A 15,200-nucleotide genomic window follows, 5' to 3' on the forward strand; every position below is an offset into this window, starting at 1 on the left:
GCGGAAACCGACCGGACCGCCGGGTACGAGGAACGGCCCGTATCGACCGGTCGGCGGCTGGCAGAATCGCGGCCATGGCAGAAATCATCCAGCGCGACGGAACGTGGACGTTCGACGGGGAGACGGTACGCATCGTGCCGGGGGGAAAGGCGCATCCGCTCCGGCAGGCACTGGGTGAGCTGTCCGTACCGATCCAGGCCGTGGCGGGCATCTCGTTCGAGCAGGACCGCAAGGGCGGGCGGCTGCGGCTGCGCCTGCGCGGCGGCGCCTGCCCGGTGCTGCGGGCCGCCGACGGCCGTCTCAAGGACGGCGCGGACCCCTATCTGCTGACCGTGGAGAAGGACCGCACGGGCGTCGCGGAGTACTTCGTCGACGAGGTCCGCAACGCGCTGCTGATCGAGCAGGTCCCGGGCACCCCGGTGGACCGCTTCCTGCTGCCCGGCCCGGCGCTGCCGGTCTCCGGCGGGGGCGGCGACGGCACGGCGTCCTTCGACGGCGAGACCATCCGGCTGACCTGGAACTGGAAGGCCGAGGAGTCCAAGACCTCGGCCGGGCCCTCGTCCTTCCCGCTGACGCGGATCGCGGGGGTGCGCTGGCTGCCCGCGATCGGCCTGGAGAACGGCCACCTCCGCTTCGAGCCGACGGACGGCCCCTCCGCCGCGCCGCCGAAGCACGACCCGTACTCCCTGGAGCTGTGGGGGATGTCGAAGAAGGAGTACACCGCGGTGGCGGTCGCGGCGGCGGTGCTGGCCCGGCTGCCCGGGGCCGGCGCGGCGGTGGACGCGCCCGGGGCGGCCCCGGCCCTCACGAAGGCTCCCGCCGCCCCGCCCGCCGCCGACCACGACGCCCTGCTGCGGCGGCTGCGGGAGCTGGGCGAGCTGCACCGGGCGGGGGTCCTCACCGACGAGGAGTTCGGCACCGCGAAACAAGCCGTTCTGCGCAGCATGTGACCCGATCCGGAGGCCTTAGGCCGCCCCCCTGCCCGATTTCGGGCAGATTTCTTGCATAAGCGCGCCCCGGCACGCAATATCGACGGGTGCTTGAACGCCGCTCGTCGCACGACGACCTCATCGATCACCTCGTCCGCTCCACCGCGCTCCAGCGCGGTGAGGCGGCCCGGGTGATCCTCGACGTGCTGGCGTACTTCGACGAGAGCACCGACGACTTCGTCCGCCGCCGCCACCGTGAACTGCAGTCCGGCGGCCTGGTCAACACGGAGATCTTCGAGCGGATCGCGGCCGAGCTGCCGCACCGCGCGGTGGCGCCGCCGGAGCTCTCGCTCCGCCAGCTGCGCCGCATCGTCTACGGCTGAGCGAGCCGGGCGCCCGTGCGCGGGGCGCCGAACGCATGCAGGTACGGGAACGTGTACGTCGATGGAGGGGCAGAGAATCCATGTGCGGGATCGTCGGATATATCGGAAAGCGTGATGTGGCACCGCTGCTGCTGGAGGGTCTTCAGCGGCTGGAGTACCGGGGGTACGACTCCGCGGGCATCGTCATCACGGGCAAGGCCGCGGCGGGCAAACCGGGCGCGCTGAAGATGGTCAAGGCCAAGGGCCGGGTCCGTGAGCTGGAGGCCAAGGTCCCCAAGCGGTTCGCGGGCACCGCCGGCATCGCGCACACCCGCTGGGCCACCCACGGCGCCCCGAGCGACGAGAACGCCCACCCGCACCTGGACGCGGAGAACAAGGTCGCCGTCGTCCACAACGGGATCATCGACAACGCCTCCGAGCTGCGCGCCAAGCTCGTCGCCGACGGGTTCGCCTTCCTCTCCGAGACCGACACCGAGGTCCTGACCCACCTCATCGCCCGGGCCCAGGCGGACACGCTGGAGGAGAAGGTCCGCGAGGCGCTGCGCTCGGTCGAGGGCACCTACGGCATCGCCGTGATGCACGCCGACTTCAACGACCGCATCGTGGTGGCCCGCAACGGCTCCCCGGTCGTCCTCGGCATCGGCGAGAAGGAGATGTTCGTCGCCTCCGACGTCGCCGCCCTGGTCGCCCACACCCGCCAGGTCGTCACCCTGGACGACGGCGAGATGGCCACCCTGAAGGCCGACGACTTCCGTACGTACACCACGGAGGGCTCGACCACGACGGCCACGCCGACCACCGTGGAGTGGGAGGCCGAGTCGTACGACATGGGCGGCCACGACACGTACATGCACAAGGAGATCTCCGAGCAGGCCGACGCCGTGGACCGCGTCCTGCGCGGCCGGATCGACGACCGGTTCTCCACCGTGCACCTGGGCGGCCTCAACCTGGACGCCCGCGAGGCGCGCGGGGTGCGCCGGATCAAGATCCTCGGCTGCGGCACCTCGTACCACGCCGGCCAGATCGGCGCCCAGCTGATCGAGGAGCTGGCCCGCATCCCCGCCGACGCCGAGCCGGCCTCCGAGTTCCGCTACCGCAACCCGGTCGTGGACCCCGACACCCTGTACATCGCGGTCTCCCAGTCGGGTGAGACGTACGACGTGCTGGCCGCCGTCCAGGAGCTGAAGCGCAAGGGCGCCCGGGTCCTCGGTGTGGTCAACGTGGTCGGCTCCGCGATCGCCCGGGAGGCCGACGGCGGTACGTACGTCCACGCGGGCCCGGAGGTCTGTGTGGTCTCCACCAAGTGCTTCACCAACACCGTTGTCGCCTTCGCGCTGCTCGCGCTGCACCTGGGCCGCATCCGGGACCTGTCGGTGGCCGACGGCAAGCGGATCATCGACGGGCTGCGGAAGCTGCCCGAGCAGATCAGCGAGATCCTCGCGAACGAGGACGAGATCAAGCGGCTGGCGGCGGAGTACGCGGACGCGAAGTCGATGATGTTCATCGGCCGGGTGCGCGGTTACCCGGTGGCCCGTGAGGCATCGCTGAAGCTGAAGGAGGTCTCGTACATCCACGCCGAGGCCTACCCGGCCTCCGAGCTGAAGCACGGCCCGCTCGCGCTGATCGAGCCCGCGATGCCGACCGTGGCGATCGTGCCGGACGACGACCTGCTGGAGAAGAACCGCGCCGCGATGGAGGAGATCAAGGCCCGCAGCGGCCGCATCCTCGCCGTCGCCCACCAGGTGCAGGAGAAGGCCGACCACACCATCGTCGTGCCGAAGAACGAGAACGAGCTGGACCCGATCCTCATGGGCATCCCGCTCCAGCTCTTCGCGTACCACACGGCGCTCGCGATGGGCCGTGACATCGACAAGCCGCGCAACCTGGCGAAGTCCGTGACGGTGGAGTAGTCGCCGGTACGTACGTGAGTGGGCCCCGCACGGTCGTGATGACGGTGCGGGGCCCAACGCGTGTGCCGGCCAGGGCTTCTGGCTGGTGCTCAGGGAATGACGATGACGGGGCGCTGTGCGCGGCGGGCGAGGCGGCCCGCGACCGAGCCGAAGATCCGGCCGACGATGCCGTGCGTGGAGCCCACGACGATGGCGTCGGCGGCGTACTCCCGGCCGACCTCCTCCAGTTCGTGGCAGATGTCACCGCCGCGCTCGACCAGCACCCAGGGGACCTCGGAGAGGTAGTCCGCGCAGGCCAGCTCCAGGCCGAGGACCTCGGTGCGGTGGTCGGGGACGTCGACGAAGACGGGGGGCTCGCAGCCCGCCCAGACCGTCGTCGGGAGCCGGTTGGCGACATGGACGATGATCAGGCCCGAGCCCGACCGTCCGGCCATGCCGATGGCGTACGCCAGGGCCCGCTCACTGGACGTGGAGCCGTCGAAGCCGACCACGACTCCGTGGCGGAAGGCGGGATCGCACGCATGGCGCGCTTCTTCGACCGGTCGCGTCTCCGACCCGGGGTCGGCTACCTGCTTGCGGTCTTTGGGTTCAGGGATTTCGTGACCGGCCATCGGTGTCTCGGCGAAGAGAGTCCTCATGAGGAGGGAGCGGTTTCGAGCGGTGCATCAGCTGGTGAGCCTGGTGGGTGAGCTCTGTCCGGGAATCATCTTCCCAATCCCATACCCCCAAGGGTACGGCGTCACTCCTCCACTGCCCAGATGCCCGCAAAAGCGCGCGTGACGCTGGAGGGAGCATGCCCGAGGCTGTCCGGGATGGCAATGCCGGTTGTGTCGTACACGGGCCCCGGGGAGCCCGAACACCGTCGGCCGCCCTGTTTTTCCGGGCGGCTCCGCAACCGCCCGGCGTACCCGACAGTGACCCCCGCACCCGGTCTCCGTTAGCCACACCGTCACCGAGTCACCACTCCAGGGAGCGATGCCGTGCCGACCCCCGTGCGACCCCCGTCCGAGCCGAGCCCGGCGCCGGAGCACGATCCGGCGGGCGATGTGGTCCGCTGGGCCGTCTTCAGCTGCCTGCTCGTACCGGCGATTCTCGTGGCCCACGGCACATCGGTCGGCAGTGCGGCGCTCTGGGCCCTCGGGCTCGCCTGTGTCACGACCGCCTGCCGAATCCTGCTGCGGAGGTCCGAGCGCACCCCGGCCCACATGGGCGAGGGAGCGCATCGGCGCGGCCGATAGACGGCGGTTGTGCGCCGGGCGTGACCGGATCCAGCACACACAACCGATGGTTTTCAGCCAACTTCACACAGGTGCCGAACTCTTCGCCGGATGGCCGGACAACCCACCGCCCACCAGGCAGGAAGAGACCGCGCGGTACGCTTTCACCCGACGCGGACGGGCCACGTTCGTGAAGGGCACTTCCCTGTGCGCTTCGCGAGTGAAACGCTTCGTGATCGAACGCTTCACGCCACGTTTCCTTATCGACATAGAGCTGGTGGGGGAAGGTGTCACGGCGGGACCACGCAACGCAGTAGATTCGATCTTGGAAATCGGAGACTGGGGACACGTGCAACACCGAGGGGAAACGTGCAGGAGCGACAGGCCCGTAAGGACCAGGGAGACGCGAACACCGAGGGGGGCTTAGCGTCATGAGCCAGGACTCCGCCGCCGCGACGGAGGCCGCACGCAAGCTGACCGGGCGGCGACGCCGGGAAGTCGTTGCCGTGCTGCTGTTCAGCGGCGGCCCTATCTTCGAGAGCTCCATCCCGCTCTCCGTTTTCGGAATCGACCGGCAGGACGCGGGAGTTCCCCGCTACCGCCTGCTGGTCTGCGGCGGCGAGGACGGACCGCTGCGCACAACGGGCGGACTCGAACTGACCACACCGTACGGCCTGGAGGCGATCAGCAGAGCAGGAACCGTGGTGGTGCCCGCCTGGCGGTCGATCACCTCGCCGCCGCCCGCCGAGGCACTGGACGCGCTGCGGCGCGCCCATGAGGAGGGCGCCCGCATCGTCGGTCTGTGCACGGGAGCCTTCGTGCTCGCGGCCGCCGGCCTGCTGGACGGACGGCCGGCCACCACACACTGGATGTACGCGCCGACACTGGCCAAGCGCTATCCGTCGGTGCACGTCGATCCGCGCGAACTCTTCGTGGACGACGGCGATGTGCTCACCTCCGCCGGTACGGCGGCAGGTATCGATCTCTGCCTCCATATAGTCCGCACCGACCACGGCACGGAAGCCGCCGGGGCACTCGCCCGCCGGCTCGTCGTGCCGCCGCGGCGCAGTGGCGGGCAGGAGCGCTACCTGGACAGGTCTTTACCGGAGGAGATCGGCTCCGACCCGCTCGCCGAGGTCGTGGCCTGGGCCCTGGAGCATCTGCACGAGCAGTTCGACGTGGAGACGCTCGCGGCGCGCGCCTACATGAGCAGACGGACCTTCGACCGCAGGTTCCGCTCGCTCACGGGGAGCGCACCGCTCCAGTGGCTGATCACCCAGCGGGTGCTTCAGGCACAGCGGCTGCTGGAGACCTCCGACTACTCGGTCGACGAGGTCGCGGGCCGCTGCGGCTTCCGCTCCCCGGTCGCGCTGCGCGGGCACTTCCGCCGCCAGCTCGGCTCCTCCCCCGCCGCGTACCGGGCCGCCTACCGGGCCCGTCGTCCGCAGGGGGTGGCGGAGAGCGCCGCGACGGTGGTCGAGACGATGGTGCCCAGCCAGGGGCCACCGTCCGGACGCCGGGGCGCGCCGGGGCCGTCAGCGCCCGTCGCGGTGGTGGCGGCGGTGGGCTCCGGGGAGCACTCCCTGCCGGGTCCTGACGCGTACGTTCCCGGTCGCCCGGCCCTGCCGGGACAGCGGAGTGCCCCGTAGGGTGGGGCGCATGAACGACCGCATGGTGTGGATCGACTGCGAGATGACCGGGCTCTCGTTGACGGACGACGCACTCATCGAGGTGGCCGCCCTGGTCACCGACTCGGAGCTGAACGTGCTCGGTGAAGGGGTGGACATCGTGATCCGCCCGCCGGACGCGGCCCTGGAGACCATGCCCGAGGTGGTGCGGCAGATGCACACCGCCTCGGGCCTCCTCGACGAGCTGGCCGGGGGCACCACCCTGGCCGACGCCGAGGAACAGGTCCTGGCGTATGTCCGCGAGCATGTGAAGGAGCCGGGCAAGGCCCCGCTCTGCGGGAACTCGGTCGGCACCGACCGCGGTTTCCTCGCCCGGGACATGCGGGATCTGGAGGGCTATCTCCACTACCGGATCGTGGATGTGTCCTCGGTCAAGGAGCTGGCCCGCCGCTGGTATCCCCGGGCGTATTTCAACAGCCCCGACAAGAGCGGCAACCACCGGGCACTGGCGGACATCCGTGAATCCATCGCGGAGCTCCGCTACTACCGGGAGGCGGTCTTCGTCCCGCAGCCCGGCCCGGACTCCGAGCGCGCCAAGGAGATCGCGGCGCGCCATGTGGTCCCGGCCACACCGTAGGAACGTGCTGGTCACGGGCGTAAACGCGCCCGTGGACCGGCTCCGGGAAACGGGGGCGCGAGCACCCTCCCGGACCCTGTACACTTTTTCTCGGCCGGTCGGAAACGACCGGACGACATGGTGGGTATAGCTCAGCTGGCAGAGCACCTGGTTGTGGTCCAGGATGTCGCGGGTTCAAGTCCCGTTACTCACCCTGCTGAAAGGGCCCCGGTCTTCGGACCGGGGCCCTTTCGCTTGCCGTGGAGCCGGGCCCGGAGTCACCCCTTGAACAGGGAGAGCCTGAAGCCGGTCATCCGCGCCCCGTCCTCGGGCACGAGGTCGGCCGGTTCCGGGCACAGCCGCTCCAGGGTGCCGCGCGGGCCCGCGCCCTCGCCGTCGACCAGCGTCTCGATGTGCAGGTCGGCGGGGGCCTCGGAGAGCCACCGGATCAGCCGCTCGGCCCGGCTGAGCGGGCAGGCCCCGTCGGGGGCGTGGAGGACTCGTGTCATACGGAAGCCTCGCTACCGCCACGAGCTCCGGCACTCTCACGAGGAGTCGCGGACCACCAGCTCCGTGGGCAGTACGACCGTGGGGCGCTCGGCGCCCGGGGCGCGGCCCGCGATCTCGTCCAGGAGGAGCTGGGCCATGCGGCGGCCCATCTCCTCGATGGGCTGGCGGACGCTGGTGAGGGCCGGGTGCATATGGCGGGCGACCACCGAGTCGTCGAAGCCGATCAGGGCCACGTCCTCGGGGATGCGGCGGCCCGCCTCGCGCAGGACCTGCCGGGCCCCGGCCGCCATCACGTCGGAGGCGGCGAAGACCGCGTCGAGGGCGGGGCGGCGGGCGAGGAGTTCGCGCATCGCCCGCGCACCGCCCTCCTCCGTGAAGTCGGCGGGGGCGATCAGGTGCTCGTCGGGTGCCAGGCCGGCCTCGGAGACCGCGGCGCGGTAGCCGTCCAGACGGCGCTGGGCCCCGTAGACCTCCAGGCGGCCGGTGATCGTGGCGACCCGGCGGCGGCCCCGGGAGACCAGGTGCTCGACGGCGGCGCGGGCGCCCTCGAAGTTGTCCGAGTCGACCGAGGCGAGGGGTTCGGCGGCGTGCCGGGCGCCGCTGATCACGCACGGCATGCCCAGCTGTTCCAGCAGCTCGGGCAGGGGGTCGTCGGCGTGCACGGCGACCAGCAGGACGCCGTCGACGCGGTGGGCGGTCAGATACTGGGCGAGGCGGCGGCGCTCGCGGTCGTTGCCGGCGAGGGTGAGGAGCAGCTGCATCTCGGTGTCGGCCAGGGCCGCTCCGACGCCCCGGACTATGGCGGAGAAGTACGGCTCCGCGAAGAACCGGGTCTCCGGCTCGGGCACCACGAGGGCGATGGCGTCGGTGCGGTTGCCCGCGAGGGCGCGGGCGGCCCGGTTGGGGACGTACCCCAGCTCGGCGACGGCCGCCTCGACCGCCTCCCGGGTCGCCTCGCTGACCCGGGGCGAGCCGTTGATGACCCGCGAGGCGGTGCCCCGGCCGACGCCGGCCCGGGCCGCCACCTCTTCGAGCGTGGGCCGCCCGCCGCTCCGTACTCGCGCTGCCGCCATGGCTGCCTCCCCGTTCCCGGTCAATTTCTCACAGCCGTAACGTCAATCCAAGTCCCGGATCGATCACCCCGGCGGGTGTGGCGGCCACGGTTTGGGAGCGCTCCCAGGCTGCTTTCCCTCACGCCTCCAAGGGCAGCGCGTGGCGGGCGATCACCTCGCTGTACCAGCGGGCGCTGGACTTCGGCGTACGGCGCTGGGTCGCGTAGTCGACGTACACCGCGCCGAAGCGCTTGGAGTAGCCGTAGCCCCATTCGAAGTTGTCCAGCAGGGACCAGAGGAAGTAGCCGCGTACGTCCGCCCCGTCGGCCACCGCCCGCCGCACCGCCGCCAGGTGGCCGTGCAGATAGGCGATCCGCTCGGGGTCGTGGACCCGGCCCTCCTCGTCCGGGTCGTCCGCGAAGGCCGCGCCGTTCTCGGTGACCATCAGCGGGAGGTCCGGGTGCTCGCGGGAGACATCCATGAGGAGGCTGTACAGGCCGTCCGGGTCGACCGACCAGTTCATGGCGGTGCGCGGCTTGCCCTCGGCGAGATGGAAGGCGACATGCTCCGAGCCGGGCCACGGCGAGTGCTCGCTGCTCCCGTGGCCGTCGTTGCGGGTGTCCCCGGCCCCGGAGGCGGGGGTGGAGACGATGGTGGGGGTGTAGTAGTTGACGCCGAGCACGTCGAGCGGGCGGGCGATCGCGGAGAGGTCGCCCTCGTGGACCAGTCCGCTCCAGTTCAGGAGGTGTTCGGTGTCGGTCAGCAGGTCGTCCGGGTACGCGCCCCTCAGCATCGGGCCGGTGAAGATCCGGTTGCCCACCGCGTCGATCCGGCGGGCCGCGTCCGCGTCCGCCTCGCCGCCGGTCAGCGGGCGCACCTGGTGGAGGTTGAGGGTGACCGAGAGCTGCGCGGCAGCGGGGAGGTTCGCGCGCAGCGCCTCGGTCGCCCGGCCGTGGGCGAGGTTGAGGTGGTGGGCGGCCCGCAGCGCGGCGGCCGGTTCGGTGCGGCCGGGGGCGTGGACCCCGGAGCCGTAACCGAGGAAGGCCGAGCACCAGGGCTCGTTCAGCGTCGTCCACATCCCGACCCGGTCGCCGAGGGCCCGGGCCATGACGGCCGCGTAGTCCGCGAACCGTTCGGCCGTCGCGCGCTCCGGCCAGCCGCCCGCGTCCTCCAGCTCCTGGGGCAGGTCCCAGTGGTAGAGGGTGGCGACGGGCGTGATGCCCGCCTCCAGCAGCTCGTCGACGAGCGAGCGGTAGAAGTCCAGGCCGCGTTCGACCGCCGGGCCGCGGCCGGCGGGCTGGACGCGGGACCAGGAGACGGAGAAGCGGTACGCCTTCAGCCCGAGCCGCTTCATCAGGGCGACGTCGTCGCGGTAGCGGTGGAAGTGGTCGGCGGCCACGTCTCCGGTGTCGCCGCCGAGCACCTTGCCGGGCGAGTGGCTGAAGGTGTCCCAGATGGACGGGGTGCGGCCGTTCTCGGTCACCGCCCCCTCCACCTGGTACGCGGCCGTGGCCGCGCCCCACAGGAAACCGGTCGGGAAGGGGGCCGTGGTGGCGGGGGCCTGCTGCGGGGCCGCGTCGGGTCGTACGAGTGTCATGGGGGAGCGCTCCCGGAAGGGTAGGGGGTGAGGAGTGAGAGGTGTGGAGAGAGAGGTGCGAGAGGGAGGACGGGGGCTTCAGCCCTTGACCGCGCCCGACATGATCCCGCCGACGATCTTCTTGCCGAACACCACGAACACCACCAGCAGCGGCAGCGTGCTGATCAGCGCGCCCGCCATGACGATGGACTGGTCAGGGGTGTAGGAGGCGCTGAGCTGGCCGAGCGCCACCTGAAGGGTCGGGTTCTGCTGGTTGAGGGCGAGATAGGGCCAGAAGAAGTCGTTCCACGCCTGCACGAAGGTCAGCATCCCGAGCACCATCATCGCGGGGCGCGCCACCGGCAGCACCACGCTGCGCACGATGCGGAAGTTGTTCGCGCCGTCGATCTTGGCCGCCTCGATCAGCTCGTACGGCAGGGCCTCGATCAGGTACTGCCGCATGAAGAACACGCCGAACGCGCTCACCAGCGTCGGGAAGATCACCGATTCGAGCTGACCGCCCCAGCCGAGGCCCGACATCATCATGAAGAGCGGGACCACGCTGAGCTGCGGCGGGATGGTGAGGGTGGCGATCACCGCGGTCATCAGCCAGCCCCGGCCCCGGAAGCGCATCTTGGCGAACGCGTACCCGGCGAGCGTGCAGAAGAAGAGCGTGGCGGCCGTGATGGAGGCGGAGACGATGAAGCTGTTGACGATCGCCTTGCCGAGGTTCGCCTGCTCCCAGGCCGTCTGGAGGTTCTCCAGCAGCTTGCCGCCGGGCAGGAACGGCGGGGTGGAGGCGAGGACTTCGTCCTGGGTGCGGGAGGCCGCGACCAGGGTCCAGTAGAGCGGCAGCAGCGAGCCGAACCCGACGACGGCGAGCGCGAGGTAGGCGAAGGGGCCGCCCTTCAGCTGCTGGCCCGCCCCCATCCGGAAGCGGCGCGGGCGGGGCGGTCCGCCGCTCTTGGGGACCGTCGCGAGCTGCCCGGGGGCGGTGCGTGTGGGGCTGGTCATGGTCATGGAAACGCTCCCGGTCAGGCCGCGGAATCGGACGTGCGGACGTAGCGGCCGATGAGCCAGTTGACCGCGGCGACGAGGAGCAGGAGCGCGAGCATCGCCCAGGCCACGGCGGCCGCCGGGCCGAGATGCCCGAGGTTCCAGCCGTAGTTGTAGAGGTAGATGCTGAGCGTCTCGTACTGGTTCTCGTTGCCGCCGGTGGCGCCCAGCGTGCCGCCCTCCAGCAGCAGCGGCTCACCGAACAGCTGCATGGACCCGATGGTCGAGATGACGATGGTGAACAGGATCGTCGGCCGCAGCGAGGGAATGGTGACCTTGCGGAACTGCTGCCAGCGCGAGGCGCCGTCCAACGAGGCCGCCTCGTAAAGGTCGTTGGGAACGGCCTGCATCGCGGCGAGGTAGATCAGCGCGTTGTAGCCGGTCCAGCGCCAGATCACGATGACCGCGATGGCGATCTTCGAAGTCCAGTGCCCGTTCGCCCAGTTGACCGGGTCGAAGCCGACGAGGCCGAACGCCCAGTTCAGCAGGCCGCCGTCGGCCCGGAAGACCAGGGCGAAGACAAGGGCCGCCGAGGCGACGGACGTCGCGTACGGGGTGAGGATGACCGTGCGCCAGAACGTACTGGCGCGGAGGCGGTAGTTGAGCAGATGCGCGAGGCCGAGCGCGACCAGGAGCTGCGGGACGGTGGAGATGACGCCGATCAGGAAGGTGTTGCTGACCGTGGTCCAGAACTCGGGGTCGTGCAGGATCGTGTCGAAGTTCTCCCAGCCGACCCACTCCATGGTGTCGAGGCCGGTCATCTCCACCCGGTGCAGGGCGATCCAGCCGGTGTAGAGGAGCGGGTAGAGACCGAAGGCCCCGAAGACGAGGAAGAACGGCGCGATGTACGCGTACGGGGACGCCTTGTCGTCGAACCGCCACAGTCGGCTGCGCCACAACTGCCGCCGCTCGACGTGAGGTTGGGGCGGTTCCTGCTGCGGGGCGCGGGGCGGCGGCACGTACGCGTCCCGGGCGGGGGTCGGGGTTGCCACGGGCGGGGGTCCTTCCCTGGAGTGACGGCGGGATGCCGGGGCGGGCGGGCCGGGGCGCGCGCCCCGGCCCGGGCGGTTCGGGTCAGCCGATGGCCTTGTCGACCGTCCGCACGGCCGCGTCCCAGGCCTTGTCCGGGCTGGTGCCGCGCTGCTCCATGTTGTTGATCTGCGTGGAGATGGAGTCCTTGATCACGCCGTCCTTCGGGCCGAGGACCGCCTCGGGGATGGACTTGGCGCCGTCGGCGTAGATCTGGCCGATCGGCGCGTCGTTGAAGTACGGCAGGGTCGCGTTCTTCACGTCGGGCAGCTCGTAGGCGCCCTGGTTGGAGGGGAAGACCCCGATCGCCTTGAAGACGGCGGCCTGCTGCTCGGGGGCGGTCAGCCACTTGACGAGCTTGGCCGCCTCCTCCACGTTCTTCCCGGACTTCGGGACGGCGAGGAACGAGCCGCCCCAGTTGGCCGAGGTGGCACCGGGGGCGCTGGTGATGTCCCACGTGCCCTTGTTGGCGTCACCGGCGTACGTGGAGATCTGCCCGGCCATCCAGGCGGGGCAGACGACCGTGGCGACGGTGCCCTTGCGCAGGGCCGCCTGCCACTGGTCCTCGAACTGGGCCAGGCCCTGCGTCAGCTTCTTGGACGCGGCCTCGGCTGCGAGGTTCCAGCCCTTCCTGACGCCGGCGCTCTCCTTGTACACGGGCTCGCCGCTCGCGTCGTAGTACTGCTCGGGGCTGGAGCTGACCACGGCGTTGAACATGGCACTCGCGGAGTCCATGAAGTACGTGCCCTCGGGCGCCTTCTTCTTGTACCGCTCGCCGAGCGCGAGGAAGTCCTCCCAGCCGCCCTCGGTGAGCTTCGCGACCTCGGTGCGGTCGGTGGGCAGCCCGGCCTTCTCGAACAGGTCCCGGTTGTAGCAGAGGGACATCGGACCGATGTCGGTGCCCGCGCCGATCACCGCGCCGCCGGGGGCGGTGGCCTGCTTCGCCTTCCACGACACCCACTGGCCGGTGTCGATCACCTTGGACAGGTCGGCGAAGGAGTCCGCTTTGGTGTCGACGATCTCCTTGATCCGGCCGACCTCGATGCCGTGGACGTCGGCGAGGCCGCTGCCGGAGTTCAACTGCTGGAGGAGCTTGGGGTAGTAGTTCTTCTCCTCGGCGGTGGTGTCCTCCTTGACCGTGATCTTCGGGTTCAACTCGTGGTATTTCTCGAAGAGTCCGGCCTCCTTGTACCCGAACTGGCCGAAGTCGGCGACGGTCAGGGTGATGTTCCCGTCCGCGTCGGCCCCCTTGCCGGAGTCGGACGAGCCGCCGCATCCGGCGAGCAGGAGGGCGGTGACCGTCAGGCCAGTGGTGGCCACGATCGCGGTTCTACGGCGTCGGCCGGCGACGCTGCGGGTGATGCGCATTCCACTGCTCCTTGTTACGGGGAGTTCTGCGGGAAGTCCTGCGGGGAGTGCTACGGGAAGCACTACGGGGAGGAAGCGCGCGAGATCCTCTCCCGCTCTCTATGGGAGCGCTCCCATGCGCCGATGCCGGAAGGTTCCTGCCTCGAAGGGGTGGGTGTCAAGAGTTGAAGACGATTCCGTTGCCGGGGGATGTCGGGCACGCCGAAGCGCACCCCGGCCGGATGGGGGGAGTCCGGCCGGGGTGCGCGGGTGGGGGGCGTGGGTGGTCGGGGAGGTGGGGCGGAGGTGCGCGCGGGGTGCGTACGGGGTGGGCGCAGGGGACCTACGAGGTTGGGCGCTGGGGACGTACGAGGTTGGGTGCTGGGCTACTTGTACGCGGCGAACGCCTTCGTGAAGGCCAGCGGCTCCTGGTCGATGGAACTGCACGTGGCGTCGGCGGCCGGCTTGGGGCCGCCGGGGCAGGCCTTGTCGCGGGTGCCGGACCACATCGCGAGGCGGCCGATGCCCTTCTGCTCGGCGAACTTCACCAGTTGCGTCGCGTCCTCGACGGTGAAGACCTCGGTGACGACGTCGTTCACGCCGATCATCGGGGTGACGGCGACGGCCTTCCACGCGGCGGCGTCCGAGAGCCCGAGAACGTCCCTGATCTGGGCCTGGGTGGCGGTCGCCGCCTGGATCGCGTACTCGCCCATGTCGTCGCTGTAGGCGGGCCCGTAGTCCATGGCCATGATGTTGACCGCGTCGACGCGGACACCGTTCTTCTTCGCGTCGGCGAGCAGGTCGATGCCCGGCTGGGTCAGGCCCTCGGGCATCACGGGCAGGGTGAAGGCGACGTCCAGGTCGGGGTACTTCTTCTGGAGCTGGGCGATCGCCTGGGCGCGGCGGGTGTTGGCGGCCGCGTCGGGCAGGGCGGCGCCCTCGATGTCGAAGTCGACCTTGGTCAGGTCGTAGGCGTCGACGACCTTGCCGTACGCGGCGGCGAGATCGGCCGAGGAGGAGCAGTTCAGGGCCAGTTCGGCACCGGCCGCACCACCGAAGGAGACCCGGACGTCGCCGCCCTTGCCCCTCAACGCGCCTATTTGCTTGACCACTTGGTCGTCACCGAGGCCGGTGAGACCACCCCACCGCGGGGCGCAGCCTCCGCCGGAGGTGATGAAGGCGAGGTGAAACTCCTGCACACCGGTCTTCGCGGCGGTGTCGAGGAGGTCGTAGGCGGGGTACAGCGAGGTGTCGATGTACGGGGCGAAGCGGGCGGTGCCGGTCTCCCCACCGCCACCGGGGGTGCCGGTGGCGGTGGGGGTCGGCGTGGGGGGCGGGGTGGCCGGGGCCGTCGCGGTGGGGGACGCGGTGGGGATGGCCGTCGGCGTGGGGGCGGTGGTCGGGCGGCCGCTGGGCGTGGGGGCCGGGCCGCCGCCCGCGGAGCAGGTGGCGTCGTTGATGAGGCAGGAGGCCGGGTCGCCCGCGGTGCCGGTGGCGGAGGCGACGAAGCCGACGGTGACGGACTTGCCCGGGGCGAGCTCCTTGTCCCAGCTCGCGGGCTTCACGGTCACGTGGTCGCCCTTGACCGTGTGCTCACCGTTCCAGAGGGAGCTGATCGTCGTGCCCGCCGGAAGGTCGAACTCCAGGGTCCAGTCCGTAAGGGTCCTGTCGGTCTCGTTGGTGACCACGTACTGCCCGGTGTAGCCGCCGGTCCAGTCGCTGGTCCGGGTGTACGCGGCACCGACCGCGGCGGCCTGGGCCGTACCGGTGAGCGTGAACACCGTGCCACCGGCGATCGCCACGGCGACGACACCGCCGATCGCCTTGGTACGGGTGCTCGCCGTGCGGCGGTGTGTACGGGAACCCATCACGTGCTGCCTGCCTCTGGTGTGCTGTGGATCGCTGAGCGGGGTTGCGGGGATGCGGAGCACGCTAGCGGCAGCGGGG

General features: G+C 70.8%; 13 protein-coding genes, 1 tRNA gene and 1 pseudogene. 7 read left to right on the top strand and 8 right to left on the bottom strand.

From position 1 onward, the window contains the following. The first annotated feature begins 74 nt into the window (after positions 1 to 74). From ACZ5WC_RS28000 to glmS, 3 genes are all read left to right on the top strand, one after another. Entirely contained in the window at positions 75 to 950 is an 876-nt protein-coding gene (locus tag ACZ5WC_RS28000; protein WP_468543406.1) for a DUF4429 domain-containing protein, read from the top strand. 86 nt (positions 951 to 1,036) lie between these two features. After that, on the top strand, positions 1,037 to 1,312 hold the full coding sequence (locus ACZ5WC_RS28005) for a hypothetical protein (protein WP_003968990.1): 276 nt from the start codon (positions 1,037 to 1,039) through the stop codon (positions 1,310 to 1,312). Positions 1,313 to 1,392: 80 nt separating this feature from the next. Beyond that, entirely contained in the window at positions 1,393 to 3,222 is a 1,830-nt protein-coding gene (glmS, locus tag ACZ5WC_RS28010) for a glutamine--fructose-6-phosphate transaminase (isomerizing) (RefSeq protein WP_468543407.1), read from the top strand. Between the two features lie 89 nt (positions 3,223 to 3,311). Here glmS and ACZ5WC_RS28015 read toward each other — a convergent pair whose 3' ends face one another. Further along, the gene (locus ACZ5WC_RS28015) at positions 3,312 to 3,833 is read right to left on the bottom strand and encodes a universal stress protein (RefSeq protein ID WP_096625600.1); all 522 of its coding nucleotides are present in this window, start codon (positions 3,831 to 3,833) and stop codon (positions 3,312 to 3,314) included. Between the two features lie 369 nt (positions 3,834 to 4,202). On the opposite strand from ACZ5WC_RS28015, the gene ACZ5WC_RS28020 reads away from it, so the two are divergent. The 4 genes from ACZ5WC_RS28020 (at position 4,203) to ACZ5WC_RS28035 (ending at position 6,897) form a co-directional block, all read left to right on the top strand. Beyond that, the gene (locus ACZ5WC_RS28020) at positions 4,203 to 4,460 is read left to right on the top strand and encodes a hypothetical protein (protein WP_468543408.1); all 258 of its coding nucleotides are present in this window, start codon (positions 4,203 to 4,205) and stop codon (positions 4,458 to 4,460) included. Positions 4,461 to 4,870: 410 nt separating this feature from the next. After that, entirely contained in the window at positions 4,871 to 6,088 is a 1,218-nt protein-coding gene (locus tag ACZ5WC_RS28025) for a helix-turn-helix domain-containing protein (protein WP_096625598.1), read from the top strand. A gap of 10 nt (positions 6,089 to 6,098) precedes the next feature. Then, the gene (orn, locus tag ACZ5WC_RS28030; protein WP_468543409.1) at positions 6,099 to 6,704 is read left to right on the top strand and encodes an oligoribonuclease; all 606 of its coding nucleotides are present in this window, start codon (positions 6,099 to 6,101) and stop codon (positions 6,702 to 6,704) included. A gap of 120 nt (positions 6,705 to 6,824) precedes the next feature. Then, a tRNA-His gene (locus tag ACZ5WC_RS28035) sits at positions 6,825 to 6,897 on the top strand. Between the two features lie 67 nt (positions 6,898 to 6,964). Here the strand turns inward: ACZ5WC_RS28035 and ACZ5WC_RS28040 are convergent. The 7 genes and pseudogenes from ACZ5WC_RS28040 to ACZ5WC_RS28070 all read right to left on the bottom strand — a co-directional run. Next, a pseudogene (locus tag ACZ5WC_RS28040) lies at positions 6,965 to 7,156 on the bottom strand (hypothetical protein); the annotation flags it as partial. Between the two features lie 72 nt (positions 7,157 to 7,228). Next, on the bottom strand, positions 7,229 to 8,266 hold the full coding sequence (locus ACZ5WC_RS28045) for a LacI family DNA-binding transcriptional regulator (protein ID WP_468543410.1): 1,038 nt from the start codon (positions 8,264 to 8,266) through the stop codon (positions 7,229 to 7,231). A 118-nt stretch (positions 8,267 to 8,384) separates the two neighbouring features. Next, positions 8,385 to 9,842, bottom strand: a complete 1,458-nt coding sequence (locus ACZ5WC_RS28050; RefSeq protein WP_468543411.1) for a GH1 family beta-glucosidase — start codon at positions 9,840 to 9,842, stop codon at positions 8,385 to 8,387. 78 nt (positions 9,843 to 9,920) lie between these two features. Beyond that, the gene (locus ACZ5WC_RS28055; RefSeq protein WP_468543412.1) at positions 9,921 to 10,841 is read right to left on the bottom strand and encodes a carbohydrate ABC transporter permease; all 921 of its coding nucleotides are present in this window, start codon (positions 10,839 to 10,841) and stop codon (positions 9,921 to 9,923) included. 14 nt (positions 10,842 to 10,855) lie between these two features. Further along, on the bottom strand, positions 10,856 to 11,869 hold the full coding sequence (locus ACZ5WC_RS28060) for a carbohydrate ABC transporter permease (protein ID WP_468543413.1): 1,014 nt from the start codon (positions 11,867 to 11,869) through the stop codon (positions 10,856 to 10,858). An 82-nt stretch (positions 11,870 to 11,951) separates the two neighbouring features. Beyond that, positions 11,952 to 13,274 (bottom strand): ABC transporter substrate-binding protein, encoded by a 1,323-nt coding sequence (locus ACZ5WC_RS28065; RefSeq protein WP_468543414.1) that lies wholly within the window; start codon positions 13,272 to 13,274, stop codon positions 11,952 to 11,954. Between the two features lie 365 nt (positions 13,275 to 13,639). Beyond that, positions 13,640 to 15,121 (bottom strand): glycoside hydrolase family 18 protein, encoded by a 1,482-nt coding sequence (locus ACZ5WC_RS28070; protein WP_468543415.1) that lies wholly within the window; start codon positions 15,119 to 15,121, stop codon positions 13,640 to 13,642. Between the last annotated feature and the right edge of the window lie 79 nt (positions 15,122 to 15,200).

The organism is Streptomyces sp. NPDC033165 (assembly GCF_055577965.1).

Coding starts and splice junctions, on each gene's coding strand:
- ACZ5WC_RS28000 (WP_468543406.1), top strand. CDS start 75: ATGGCAGAAATCATCCAGCGCGACGGAACGTGGACGTTCGACGGGGAG.
- glmS (WP_468543407.1), top strand. CDS start 1,393: ATGTGCGGGATCGTCGGATATATCGGAAAGCGTGATGTGGCACCGCTG.
- ACZ5WC_RS28015 (WP_096625600.1), bottom strand. CDS start 3,833: ATGGCCGGTCACGAAATCCCTGAACCCAAAGACCGCAAGCAGGTAGCC.
- ACZ5WC_RS28025 (WP_096625598.1), top strand. CDS start 4,871: ATGAGCCAGGACTCCGCCGCCGCGACGGAGGCCGCACGCAAGCTGACC.
- orn (WP_468543409.1), top strand. CDS start 6,099: ATGAACGACCGCATGGTGTGGATCGACTGCGAGATGACCGGGCTCTCG.
- ACZ5WC_RS28045 (WP_468543410.1), bottom strand. CDS start 8,266: ATGGCGGCAGCGCGAGTACGGAGCGGCGGGCGGCCCACGCTCGAAGAG.
- ACZ5WC_RS28050 (WP_468543411.1), bottom strand. CDS start 9,842: ATGACACTCGTACGACCCGACGCGGCCCCGCAGCAGGCCCCCGCCACC.
- ACZ5WC_RS28055 (WP_468543412.1), bottom strand. CDS start 10,841: ATGACCATGACCAGCCCCACACGCACCGCCCCCGGGCAGCTCGCGACG.
- ACZ5WC_RS28065 (WP_468543414.1), bottom strand. CDS start 13,274: ATGCGCATCACCCGCAGCGTCGCCGGCCGACGCCGTAGAACCGCGATC.
- ACZ5WC_RS28070 (WP_468543415.1), bottom strand. CDS start 15,121: ATGGGTTCCCGTACACACCGCCGCACGGCGAGCACCCGTACCAAGGCG.